General features: G+C 47.0%; 9 protein-coding genes. 8 read left to right on the top strand and 1 reads right to left on the bottom strand.

Annotated features, from left to right (window positions below):
- Positions 1-77: 77 nt before the first annotated feature.
- Positions 78-1541, bottom strand: a complete 1464-nt coding sequence (locus V4U84_RS14350; protein WP_334077415.1) for an IS1182 family transposase — start codon at positions 1539-1541, stop codon at positions 78-80.
- A 336-nt stretch (positions 1542-1877) separates the two neighbouring features.
- Between V4U84_RS14350 and V4U84_RS14345 the strand changes: the two genes are divergently transcribed.
- From V4U84_RS14345 to V4U84_RS14310, 8 genes are all read left to right on the top strand, one after another.
- A complete protein-coding gene (locus V4U84_RS14345; protein WP_334077414.1) occupies positions 1878-2852 on the top strand; it encodes an alpha/beta hydrolase family protein in 975 nt (324 codons plus the stop codon).
- 222 nt (positions 2853-3074) lie between these two features.
- Positions 3075-3773, top strand: a complete 699-nt coding sequence (gene sigK, locus V4U84_RS14340) for an RNA polymerase sporulation sigma factor SigK (RefSeq protein WP_334075178.1) — start codon at positions 3075-3077, stop codon at positions 3771-3773.
- A gap of 234 nt (positions 3774-4007) precedes the next feature.
- Positions 4008-4976 carry a LacI family DNA-binding transcriptional regulator gene (locus tag V4U84_RS14335; RefSeq protein ID WP_334077413.1) on the top strand — a complete coding sequence of 323 codons (969 nt, stop codon included), beginning with the start codon at positions 4008-4010 and terminating at the stop codon, positions 4974-4976.
- Between the two features lie 264 nt (positions 4977-5240).
- On the top strand, positions 5241-6158 hold the full coding sequence (locus V4U84_RS14330) for an ABC transporter permease (RefSeq protein ID WP_334077427.1): 918 nt from the start codon (positions 5241-5243) through the stop codon (positions 6156-6158).
- 12 nt (positions 6159-6170) lie between these two features.
- Positions 6171-7067, top strand: coding sequence for a carbohydrate ABC transporter permease (locus V4U84_RS14325; protein WP_334077412.1), 897 nt, complete (start codon positions 6171-6173; stop codon positions 7065-7067).
- Positions 7068-7165: 98 nt separating this feature from the next.
- A complete protein-coding gene (locus V4U84_RS14320) occupies positions 7166-8791 on the top strand; it encodes an ABC transporter substrate-binding protein (protein WP_334077411.1) in 1626 nt (541 codons plus the stop codon).
- Positions 8792-8819: 28 nt separating this feature from the next.
- A complete protein-coding gene (locus V4U84_RS14315; RefSeq protein ID WP_334077410.1) occupies positions 8820-11288 on the top strand; it encodes a PfkB family carbohydrate kinase in 2469 nt (822 codons plus the stop codon).
- Complete coding sequence (locus V4U84_RS14310) at positions 11285-13564, top strand: GH32 C-terminal domain-containing protein (protein ID WP_334077409.1); 2280 nt, start codon at positions 11285-11287, stop codon at positions 13562-13564. Before V4U84_RS14315 ends, V4U84_RS14310 begins: the two co-directional genes overlap by 4 nt.
- Positions 13565-13584 lie beyond the last annotated feature (20 nt).

Here is a 13584-nt window from a genome sequence, read left to right as displayed (position 1 = left end):
CGGTTGAACCGCCGTATACCGAACGGTACGTCAGTCTGTCTAACAATTGATTGCTGAGCATTCTGCAAAATCTAAATTCATGCGATTTTACCCAAAGAAACGTTGCGCATCTTAGAAATCGAATGAGCTCGGTATCTGAAGTGACGTACGAGCTCATTCACTCCCTTTATTTTTATTATTCTCTTGAGATTGTAGGCAAGACAAATTAGGTTGGTCTCAGTGCCTACTGATGCCAGCCCTCGTGTTAAAAAGTGTGTATAGCCCCAGTGACGCTTTATTGTTCCGAAAGGGTGCTCAACGATTGCCCCTCTTTGCTTATAAATATGACTTTGACTGCGTGTATTTTCGGCAATCTGTTCGATCAGTTCTTCATCTTTAAGTCTGGTTACCGACCTTCCGCCTTTAGCAGACGTGCAGAGATCCTTTTGTCCACAGATATCAAAGGCTTCACATGTGTACCGCCTGTACTCTTTTCCATCTTGTTTTCCATTCCATTTGAAAGGTAATTCATAACCCAACGGGCAAATATATCTATTGTTTACGGCATCATATTCAAAGTTTTCTTTATCAAATCCGCTAGCTACTTTGTTTTGCTTTCCCTTCTGCGGCTTAATTAAGAGCTCGGTGCTTTCGTCGACAACGCCGATGATTTCAAGGTAGTTGTAGTAGCCTGTGTCGGCCAGAATTGTGCTTTTTTGATCACGGAAAACTTGCTTTATTTTCTTTGACATATTGGAAAGTTGCCCTTGATCATTGACATCATTAACCGTATCGCAGTCCACGATCAATTTATACTTGCTGTCCACTACAGTTTGAACATTGAAGCAGACTTCATGCTTCCCGTTGTTTTTCATTGATTTGGCATCCGAATCGGAAACACAAAGCTGTTTTTCACCTGTTTCCTTGAGTTCTTGTTTCATGACCTGTAGCTCGTGCATTCTCTCTTGATAGACTTCTAACTTTTCTGTGATTTCCTGCTTTTTGAGGCGATTGTCCTCTGTTAAAAAGTCGCGTAAATAGGCATCGATTTTTTCATCGATATGCTCCAGCTTCTTACTGATAATGTTGTCGTTAAAGTGTTTCTTTTTAGAGCAGTTCGCCTTTATTTTTGTGCCGTCAATCGCGACAAGCCGACCATCGATTAACCCGAAACCTTTTAACATTAAGGTGAATTCTTTAAACAGCTTTTTTATGGCCGTTTGGTTACTCTTCATGAAAGCAGATAAAGTGCCGTGATCCGGCTGGAGTTTACCAATTAGCCACATCAGTTCAATATTTCTTTTCGTCTCGGATTCCATCTTGCGAGAGGATCGGATACCGTTCATATAACAGTAAAGATAGAGCTTGAGAAGCTCTTCCCGGCGGTAAGGCTTTTGCCCCGCTTTGGAGCCCGAATAGATCTGAAATCCCAACTCTTCTAGGGTCAAGCTATCGACGTACGCATCGATAACTCTGACAGGATTTTCTTCTTCTACAAAATCGTCCAACGTATTTGGAAATAAATAAATTTGATGTCTATCTTCACCTTCGATAAATGGCATATACGCTCATCTCCTTAGATACAGAGATTCGACAAAGGTCATCCATTTCCATGCCCGAAAACGGAGAGTTCAATAATTGTTAGACAGACTGACGTACGGTGGTGTGAGAGGTCGGCTACTCAACTAATGGGTAGCCTCCTACTCGATATAAAAATCAATAATAGACTATTTGGAAGCATAAACCTAACTCTACTTGGCTTTTAGAGCCTACCTAATTCAGTCATATCCTTATCAAAATCAACGCCAAAAAGCCTTGAACATGATCGCTTTCTTGTCATAGCGAGTTGCCAAGCGCCGTTTAAAAGAGAACTAGATTATTGAGAAGGATGTGATAAATTGGCATATTATGGTTATGTGGGAAGCAGAGCATTACTTTTGATGCTAATTATAATTATATTAATTACAGCCACGTTATCCAGCTGTAAAGCAACCGATCCACCAGAGAGCGATATAGAGATTATCTCTAAAGAACTAATAGAAGTGCCTGGTCAAAATCCGAATATTGATATATACAAGGTATTTTATAAGAGTGATAACATCAAAGTCCTAACATATCTGACGGTTCCCAAGGCTCCCGGAAAATATCCACTGGTTGTTCATCTTCACGGGGGATACGCTCTTGAACGTAAGGAACTTTCTCATTATGATTTTGGTTTTACGTTCGGTTTTAGTTATATGAGTGATGAAGTGGTTTACTTGTACCCCCTCTATCATGGATATTTGGAGAGCGATGGCCACGTACAAGGCATTGCGGAGAATACACGGGATGCAGAGAACGCAATTAAAGTGGCAATTTCCACCGGAAGCGTAAAACCGGATTCGGTATACCTGCTTGGGGCATCAATGGGCGGCGGCGTGGCTTTAAGATTAGCTTCCGAGCGGCAGGACGTAAAAGCTGTTGTCGGTGTGAGTCCTTTTGTGGGTTGGGATGTAAATTTACGCTGGTTAGATGAGCATCCGGACGTAACTTCACCTGAAATTGTAGCGGAGAACAGGGAGACGGCAGGTTATGTAAGATATAGCTTAATTAATGTCAATCCCGAATCGAAAGGTGATTATTCGATACTGGATCGAATTCCCGACATTCAGGCACCGGTGCTTCTGTTGCAAGGGACTGCCGATGAAAGTCTCATTTGGCAAACCGTTCAAGATTTTGCAGATGAAATGGAAGAAGCGGGTAAGACCGTGAAACTCGTTTTATACCCGGATGGTCGGCATGGGTTAGCGGACAAGCATCAAGACCAGAGGAACCAAGAAGTGATGCAATGGCTTCATAAGTATGGCGTACCCCAATCATTTGTCATGCAGTAGGAGTCCTGTTCGATTTGCTGGCTATTGTCTATCCAAATTATGCGTTTTAGGAAAGTTCGTGCTTGCCTAAAACACTGATAGTATACGCATCGGAAGATACGGAAGGGTCGATTTCTTTTTCCCCGTACAGGCACGGTTGGGCCCCTGCCCACATAGAATGAAATGATCCCACATGAAGAACGATTGTTTCATTGTCATGAGATTCAGCAGGAGGTGTCTTCTTTGCCCGGATTGTTTACTGCCATTGCATTGTTTATCAAACAGCTGACTCTGCTTGTGTCCTACGTAAAAAACAACGCGTTCCCCCAGCCCTTAACGGAGGAAGAGGAAACGAGGCATCTGCAGCGAATGGCCGAAGGCGATGCGGTTTCCCGCAATTTGCTGATCGAGCATAACCTGCGGTTGGTGGCGCACATCGTCAAAAAATTCGATAACACCGGCGAGGACCTGGAGGATCTCATCTCCATTGGAACGATCGGGCTCATTAAGGCGATCGAAAGCTTCCGGCCGAACAAGGGTACGAAGCTGGCCACGTTCGCCGCCCGCTGTATCGAAAATGAAATTCTGATGCATCTAAGATCGCTCAAGAAAACCCGCAAGGACGTGTCGCTGCACGATCCGATCGGAATGGATAAGGAAGGAAACGAGATCACGCTGATTGATATCCTCGGCACGGAAGCCGACGACGTCGTGGACCGGGTCCAGCTCAAAATGGAGAAAAGCAAGATCTACCGTAATCTCGATATTTTGGATGAACGCGAACAGGAAGTGATTAAGGGGCGCTTCGGGTTGGAGCATGGTGGCGAGGAGCGGACCCAGCGCGAAATCGCCAAGGAGCTCGGCATCAGCCGGAGTTATGTGTCACGGATCGAGAAAAGAGCGCTCATGAAGCTGTATCATGAGTTTTATAAGAAGAAATAAAAAAGTATTTATACTATAGATCGAAATCCGTGTAATATATCAAAACTTAGTGTTGGACCGAGCCATGCTCGGTCTTTATGTGTTCGAGGATTCCTTCCCAGCCATCAGAATTACCTGTTTCTTTTTGTTGTGGAGACTTCTTGATTCAGATGTTGAAACGTTTCCAAAATAATTATTGAAACGTTTCCAGTTTGGTGATATTATATGGTTCATAAGAGGGCTCGGGGGGGTAATATGGCAAGCATTAAAGATGTAGCTAACTTAGCTGGCGTTGCGGTGGGAACCGTGTCCAGAGTCATCAACAACTCCGGTGCTGTAAAACCCACTACACGCAGAAAAGTAGAGGAAGCTATACAAGAACTGAACTATATTCCGAATGAAGTGGCTCGAAATTTCAAGATGCAGAAATCGAAGATGGTAGCTTTACTGCTCCCCAGCATCTGGAATCCTTTTTTCTCCGAATTGGCTTACTACATCGAGGATGAACTGGACCGTGAGGGCTTCAAGCTTATGCTATGCAACAGCGGCGGCAAGCCTGAGAAGGAACTGTATTATCTGGATATGCTCAGGCAAAATAAAGTGGCTGGCATTGTCGGCATAACCTACAATGATATCGAGAATGATGTTAGCAACGACATCCCGATCGTGAGTATCGACAGACACTTTAACAAGAAAATCACCTGCGTGACATCGGATAATTATGAGGGAGGACGCCTAGCTTTAAGGGAGCTTGTTCAGGCAGGATCCCGAAAGCCGGCATTTTTGGGAAGCGTTACTTCCGTCTTTAGTGAAACCATGAACCGAAAAAAAGGGTTCTTACATGAGGCGCAAACTTTGGGAATCGATGTTGTCATCTACGAAAAACCGGACCCCATTGTGGATGAAGATGCCTATTTTAAGGAGTTTCTAAGTGAGCATGACGATGTGGACGGTATTTTTGCGATTACGGATATGTTAGCCGCCAGCTATATAGAAAGAGCAGGCAAGCAGGGCATTCGCGTTCCGGAGGATGTAAAGGTCATTGGTTATGACGGCATTCAGGATCATCCCTATTTTCATCCTATCTTATCAACGATCAGGCAGCCCGTGGAAGAGATGGCACGAACGGCAATTAGATTGCTTTATAACAAGATCGAGGGCAAACCTTTAGAACAACAAGTGTACCGCATTCCCGTCATTTTTAAGCAAGGTGAAACTACATGATCCCTATATCGGGGAGGAAAAACATCAGTTATCAAGCATGACCTTACCGACTGAAGTTTTTCCACTCTGAATTGGAAACGTTTCAAGTTCGAACGCCATCTCTTATAAACGTTTGAAAAACATCAACTTCCTCGGTTGATTCATGATATAGATCTAATGGCGTTTTTTCTTGTATTGATTTGGAAACGTTTCAAAACAGCTGATTACTTTATTTTGAAAGGGAGTATAAGAGTGAATCCAAGAACCAGCGGGGGGGATCATTCCATGATTAAACCAAATCGCAAAAGATGGAGCAGAGTCAAACGCGATTATGAATTGTATCTGTTTTTGCTGCCGATCATTATTCTCTATCTCGTATTCAAGTATTATCCGATGTACGGCGTGCAAATCGCGTTTAAGGATTTTTCGCCGAGTCAGGGGATCTGGGGGAGCGAATGGGTAGGATTTCAACACTTTATCGATTTTTTTAATTCCTATAATTTCTGGACGATCATCACGAATACGCTCTCACTCAGTTTCCTTTCTCTGTTATTCGGCTTTCCGGCCCCGATCATTATCGCGCTGATGCTGAATCAGATGCTTGGAAAGAGATACAAGAAATTTGTACAGACCGTGATTTATGCGCCGCACTTTATTTCTACCGTTGTGCTTGTCGGTATGCTTAATGTTTTTCTATCTCCAAACAGCGGAATCGTGAATCATATTATCACCTGGTTTGGGGGAGAACCCATTCTTTTTATGGCCGATGAAGGCTGGTTCCGACCTTTGTATATATTATCAGGAGTATGGCAAGAGACAGGTTTCTCAACGATTATTTACCTCGCTGCGCTTGCCGGGGTCAATCCGGAACTGCATGAAGCTGCAATTATGGATGGGGCAAGCAAGTGGAAACGTGTATGGAACGTGGATATTCCAAGCATTTTGCCAACGGTTGTCATTCTGTTGATTCTCGCCCTCGGCAACATGATGAGCATCGGCTTTGAAAAGGCCTTTCTCATGCAGAGCGATTTGAATTATGCCACCTCCAATATTATCCCGACCTATGTATATGAAATGGGGATTCAGAAGGCTCAATACAGCTTTTCTACGGCAGTTGGCCTGTTTAATTCGCTAATTAATATTATTCTGATTGTTACCGTTAACCGGATTGCTAAAAAGATGACAGAAACTAGTCTGTGGTAGGAGGAGTTCATCTTGAATCAGTTATTGAAAAGAAAGAGCAGAGGGGACATCGGGTTCGACATCATCAATTATTTCTTGTTGTCCATCGTTATGCTGCTCGTATTATTCCCGTTGTATTTTGTACTGATTGCGTCATTCAGTGATCCCAATTATATTTACTCGGGTGAGATCTGGTTGTATCCCAAAGGTTTCACGTTGGATGGTTATGAACGAATCTTTAGTGATTCATCCATATGGATCGGGTATGCCAATTCGATTTTATACGCGACACTCGGAACAATAATCGGCGTCGCCGTGACTGTCTTCGCAGCCTACCCGTTAGCTCGTAAAGATCTGGTAGGGAAATCGGCGATTATGTGGTTTTTGATGGTTACCATGTTTTTTAGCGGAGGGCTGATCCCGACTTATTTGCTGATCAAGGATCTTCACATGCTGAATACGATCTGGGCACTTGTTATACCTGGAGCAGGCGGCGTATTCAATGTGATTATCGTGAGGACCTTTTTTCAATCGTCCATCCCGGATGAATTGTGGGAAGCGGCGTCTATTGACGGATGTTCCAACACCAGATTTTTCTGGAGCATCGTCCTGCCATTGTCCAAATCGATCCTGGCCGTCATGGTGTTGTATCATGTTGTCGGCTTCTGGAATGGTTTCTTCGACGCATTGATCTACCTGAACGATGAAAAAAAGTATCCGCTGCAGCTCGTGTTACGCAACATTCTTGTTCAAAACCAGGTCAACTCCGGGATGATGATCGATGTGGAATCTTACGCAGCAAAAATGCGTGTTACCGAGTTGATCAAATACGGTGTCATCATCGTATCCAGTTTGCCGCTGTTGATGTTATATCCTTTCCTGCAAAAGTACTTTGTTAAAGGCGTGATGATCGGCTCGATCAAAGGCTGATGTGGCATGGTGCTTGAGAGGGGGAATGTGCAGCGAAATCGGACAAATGAAAAAGAAGAGCAGTGCATTGTCGGATGAATAAAAGGGAGGTTATTTACTTGAAGTCTTTATTCAAAAATGCAGGAATTCTTGTGTTAGCGGGAGCGTTTGTGCTTAGCGGATGCTCGGGAAGCGGTAACGGGTCAAAAAATCAGGCGAATAGTCCGGATCAAGAACTCAACTTCAACAAAACCGGTCTTCCGATTGTAAACGATACTGTGACATTAAAAATGGTTTCCCCGAAAGCTTCATTGGCACCCGTGTTCTCGGAGATGGAAATCTTCAAGCGGTTAGAAAAGGAAACGAATGTGCAGATCAAATGGGAGAACATTCCTGACACCGATTATGCGGAAAAGAAAAATCTGTTACTCGCGAGTGGAGATTTGCCGGATGCCTTTTATGCAGCTCAATTCACCGATTACGAGTTAATCAATTACGGTAAAGACGGAACCATTATTCCGCTGGAGGATTTAATTGATCAATATGCGCCTAACTTGAAAGCGCTTCTTGAGCGCCGGCCGGACATCAAATCAACGATTACGGCACCGGATGGGCACATCTACGGTTTGCCGTCCTGGGAAGAGAATAACCTTGGAACGAACCCCTTCTTTCACGTGATAAATAAAAGCTGGTTGGATAAGTTGGGTCTGAAAGTGCCGGAAACACTGGATGAATACACGGAAGCACTGCTTGCCTTTAAAACACAGGATCCGAACGGCAACGGTAAACAGGATGAAATTCCCTTGAGCTTTATGCACATGCAGTGGTGTATGGATATCGCCGGAATTTTCGGCGCTTTCGGTCTTCCGGATAATCTTGAGCATCGGGTCGTCCGCGACGGGAAAGTTATTTTTACCGCAACTCAGCCCGAATATAAAGAAGCTTTGAATTACATTCATGAAAAATGGTATAAGCAAGGCTTGATCGACCCTGAGTCCTTTACCCAGGAGACAGCGCAATATCTGGCAAAAGGCAAAACGACTGACGAAACGCTAGGCTCTTATGTTTGGTGGGAAATTGAAGAGGTTGTCGGGGCTGGACGGAGTAAGGATTATGTTCTGCTGTCTCCGCTGAAAGGGCCAAATGGGGATCAAACGATCGGACGCGCCAATGGCGGTGGTCCAGGACGCGGGGCCTTTGTAATTACAAAGGAAAACAAAAATCCGGAAATTACCATGCGTTGGATCGATCAGCAGTTTGAACCTTACATGGCCGCCCAAATCCATTGGGGCCCGCTGGACGTTGTATTCAAGAAAGACGAAAACGGAAAATTGGTGAACTTGCCGCTTCCCGATGGAACCTCTGCAGGCGAGTTCCGGCAAAAGGTAGCTCCAGGTACCGCTGCTCCTGGTGTAATTACTTTTGATGACTTCGGAAAAGTTGTGGATATGGAGCCGCGTGCCCAGCAGCGAGCCAAAGATCTGGAGCAGTATTACAATCCATACATGGAAAAGGAAAACTATCCAAGCATCTTCTTTGAACCGGAGGAACTGGACAAAATCAACACGATTGAACCTCAACTGATTAAGTATGTCAATACCCAAAGAGCCAAGTTCATGGTTGAAGGCGGCATAGATGAGCAGTGGGACAGCTATGTGAAGACACTGGAGAAGATGGGCCTGAATGAATTGATGGAGATTTATCAAAACGGGCTGGATCGCTATAACGCAAATCTAAAAAAATAAATAACTAGATGATAGGTGGGGAGAAACTGTGCTTGATGTCATCGCGATCGGGGAAGTGTTAATCGACTTTACTCCGGCTGGACGCACAGCGGGAGGTAACGAGCAGTTTGAATGTAATCCTGGAGGAGCTCCGGCTAACGTAGCCGCTGCACTATCCCGGTTAGGTGCCAAATCGTCGTTGATTAGCAAGGTTGGAGAGGATCAATTCGGTTCCTTGCTGCACAATACCTTGCTTCGTGCCGGAGTTGATGTGTCTGGAGTTTCTTATACCAACGAAGCGAGTACAACGCTGGCATTTGTCCATCTGGATGACGAGGGAGACCGATCCTTCAGCTTCTTCCGGAAGCCGGGAGCGGACACCTTCTTACACTCCTCGGATATTCCGCTGGGCAGGATCGAAACGTGTCAGGCTCTACATTTCGGCTCGTTGTCGATGACCCATGAACCGGCTCGTGCAGCAACGAAGACGGCGGTTCTAAAGGCAAAGGAAGCAGGAGCGTTGCTCTCGTTCGACCCGAATATCCGGTTTGCCTTATGGGAGAGCAAAGAGGAAGCAAAGGAGAATATTCTTTGGGGCATGCAGTATGCCGATGTTTTAAAAATATCGGAAGAAGAGCTTTTTTTTATAACGGGTACCGGCGATGTTGAACAAGGCTCATTGGAGCTTCAGCGGCAATTCGGTATCGCATTGATCGTCGTTACTTTAGCGGAAAAAGGCTGCTATTACCGTTTGGCTGGTCAGGATGGATATGTGCCGGGGTTCCAGGTCAAGGTCATCGACACGACCGGAGCCGGGGATGCTTTTCTGGGCTGCTTGCTGTATAAGATCCTGGAAACCGGAAGTCCTTTATATGATCTAACCAATCAACAAATCACTAGTATGCTGACATTCGCTAATGCCGGCGGGGCGTTGGTAACAACACGGAAGGGGGCTCTTGGAGCAATGCCGACGACAGAAGAGATCAACAAAATGCTAGAGTCCAATAAAAAGTATAAGGAGGTTCGTTTCAGACCGGGGTTTCATTTTTCGCCTCCATCCCACTGGTTGAATGATCCGAATGGATTAGTATTTTACGAGGGAAGCTATCATTTATTCTATCAGCACCATCCTTACGGCAATAAATGGGGGCCGATGCATTGGGGCCACGCCGTAAGCAAAGACCTGGTTCATTGGGAGCATATGCCGATCGCTCTGTTCCCGGATGAGCACGGCGCTATTTTCTCCGGATGCTGTGTGGTGGACTGGAACAATACCAGCGGATTGTTCGAAGATTCTCATGGATTGGTTGCGCTCTTTACCCATGCGGATACGCATCCGGAGACCGGGCAGCCGCGCCAGCGGCAAAGCTTGGCATACAGCAGCGATAAAGGTCATACCTGGCGCAAATATGAAGGGAACCCAGTCCTTGCAGAGGATGATCTGGTCGACTTCCGGGACCCGAAGGTGTTCTGGCATCCGCAAAGCGAGCATTGGATTATGGCTCTTGTGGCGGGAGACCATGTCCGGTTTTACCGGTCCGAAAATCTGCGCGAATGGTCGCTGACCGGTGAATTCGGTAAGGGTGAAGGTTCACATGACGGAGTGTGGGAGTGCCCTGATCTGTTTGAATTGCCGATTGATGATACCGGTCGTTCCAAATGGGTACTTATCATCAGCATCGGCGATCATCCCGACTGTCCGGAAGGATCGCGAACGCAGTATTTTATCGGAGAGTTCGACGGAAAAACTTTCATGAATGACAATTCGGCCGATCATATCATGTGGCTGGATTATGGTAGGGACAACTATGCGGGAGTGACCTGGTCGGATATCCCCGAACAAGACGGACGCCGCGTGATCATCGGATGGATGAGTAACTGGAAGTATGCCAACGAGACCCCTACCGGTTCGTGGAGAGGGGCTATGACTCTACCTCGCGTCTTGTCACTGACCGAGCGGGACGGAGGGTTGACTTTGACCCAAATGCCTGTTCGGGAAACGGAGCAGTTGCGTAAAGAATCCATGCGCTGGAATGACGTCATTGTTACGCCAGAAACTCCTTTTATGCAGAAAGTAAAGGAAGATTTGCTGGAGATTGAAGCGGATATCGATATCCGGGCCGGTGAAGAAGTTCACATCGGGTTGAAATCCTCTGGGGGTAGCAAGATTGTAATCGGATACGATCCTGAACGCCAATGGCTGTTTATCGACCGTTCAAAATCGGGGGTTACTGATTTCCACTCATCGTTTGCCAGCAAGCACGGTGCGCGAATCGCTGCGTTGAATGGAAAGATCAAGCTGCATATCTGGCTGGACCGCAATTCCGTTGAAGTGTATGCGGAGCATGGCCTGGTTGCACTGACGGATCAAATTTTTCCTGACGCACCGATTGAGCATGTTGAGGTAAGCACGAAATCAGGGCAGGTTGTCCTGGATTCGCTTCAGATCCATACGCTTAAATCCATTACTATCCCCGGTAGCACTGCTGAGCCGACTGTAGGGAGGGATGATACATGAGCCGCCCAATGGGTGACCAGGGATTAATCATGTATTGGCCTTTTGATGAAGGAGCGGGAGCAAGCGCTTTGGAGAACGTATCTCAAGTCCGGAATGAGATTCAGTACGTTTTTAACCAAGCGGAGTTTACGAAACCAACCAGCCCGCAGTGGAGAAAGGGAGTAAAGGGAAGCGGGCTCCTGTTCGACGGTTACTCGACTTTTATTGCTCATCCGGTCAATGAAGGAGCCGCAAAGGGCGGGCAGGAATCTTTTTCGGCACTAAGCATAGGAGTGTGGGTTGCACCGCGCTCCTATGATTGGGGCTATGAAGGGAAGTTGACCGCCATTGTGAACCGTCATGATAAGGACCGCAAGCAGGGATATTTGCTTGGCATGTTCCGACACGGCCGTTGGTCCTTTCAGGTGGGGCTTGAAGAAGGCGGCTGGAAGGAAATTTGGTCACCGGACGGCCACGAGCTGCCCAAGAATGAATGGTCTTACGTAAGCGCGATATTCGATGGGGATCAAGGCGAAATCAAGCTGTATTTGAATGGCAACGAAATTGCTTCGTCCGCCGTGCCTCCCGGTTCCCGCATTGTCGAGGCAACGGACATGGACCTGCTCATAGGCAAAAATAATCACAGCAGCCTGTGGGCGGGAAAATTCAATCTCCAGATGTTTAGCGGTATCCTCGATGAACTGAAGATTTACAACCGGGCCTTAAGTGCTGAGGAAGTGGCCGTTTCTTACCGGCAGGTGCTGGATTCCGCGCATGGAGGCGTCAAGCCGCAGTTGCATTATGACGAGATCAAGCTGGATCGGACGCCTCTGTTGCAGGAACGGCATAGACCGCAGTATCATGTCAGCCCACCCGCCCATTGGATGAATGAACCGCACGCGCCGATCTATTTTGACGGGCAATATCATTTGTTTTATCAGCATAACCCGTTAGGGCCTTTCTTTTATCACATCCATTGGGGACATTGGGTCAGTAAGGATCTCGTGCATTGGCGTGATCTTCCCGTGGCTCTGGCGCCTGAAAAGGATCAGCTCGCTCCGGACGGGATCTGGTCAGGAAGCGCTACTTACGATGCGGACGGTCTGCCTGTCCTGTTCTTTACGGCAGGCAATGACAACGCTTCGCCGAATCAGAGCGTGGCGCTTGCACGAAGCACTTATTCCCGGGATGGCGACCCGGATTTGGTTCAATGGATCAAGCATCCCGAGCCGCTCATCGTACAGGAGAAGGGAATGGGCGCATTCGGGGATTTTCGCGATCCGTTCGTGTGGAAGGACGATGAAGGCTGGTATGCTCTGGTTGGATCAGGAATCGAAGGTGAAGGCGGGGCAGCCCTGGCATTTGCGTCAAAAGATATGCTGAATTGGACGTACAAAGGGCCCTTTTATCAAGCGGATATTCAGAAGTTCCCCTATCTTGGGCCGATCTGGGAGCTCCCTGTCCTTCTTCCTCTTGGCACCGACAAGCAGGGGGAGAGCAAGCATCTTCTCTTGGTCAGCCCTGTGGGAAAAGGCGCCGATGTCGAGGTGTTCTATTGGATCGGGCGGCTTGATAAAGAACATCTCTCGTTCATTCCGGATCGGGAGGAGCCTGAACTGATTGATGTTGGCGATTTCCATTTTACCGGCCCGAGCGGAATGGTCGATCCAAAAACCGGAAGAAACATCGTCTTTACGATCGCTCAAGGCGACCGGACCTCTGAGCTGGAGTATCAATCGGGCTGGGCTCATAACGCTGGCTTGCCATTAAGTGTTTATTTGCGGGAAGACGGACGGCTGGGAATCGAGCCGATTCAGGAGCTGAAGTCCCTGCGAGGCGCCAAGCGGCTATCGTTCCGTGACAAGTTGTTGGTGGAGGCTAATGTTTTGCTGAGGGACGTTCAGGGTGACATGCTTGAGATTCAAGTGGAATTGGAGCCGGTGAATGCCGCTCGACTCGGAATCAAGGTCCGTTGTACGCCGGATGGAGAAGAGGAAACCTTGCTGTACTATGATTCCAATGAAGCTAAACTCTTGGCGGATCGGACAAAAACGACGCTTCATCCGGGAGAAAAGTGCAGAGGAGTTCAGGGCGGTAAGCTGGAGCTGCTAGGTGAGAATTTGAAGCTTCACATCTATTTGGATCACTCGATGGTCGAAGCCTATGCCAACGGATTGAAAAGCCTGACGACCCGGGTCTATCCGAGCCGTAGGGATGCCTTGGGGCTAGAGATCTGGGGAGATGGAGAGCTTGTCGTTAAATCTATGGAAGTATGGGAGATGCGGTCTATTTGGTAGAGAAGCGCTTCGGCGCTTCT

Origin of the sequence: Paenibacillus sanfengchensis (assembly GCF_036864765.1) — a bacterium.
GTDB lineage: Bacteria > Bacillota > Bacilli > Paenibacillales > Paenibacillaceae > Fontibacillus > Fontibacillus sanfengchensis.
Note: the sequence above shows the minus strand (reverse complement) of the source record. Positions and strands in the feature narration are given on the sequence as shown.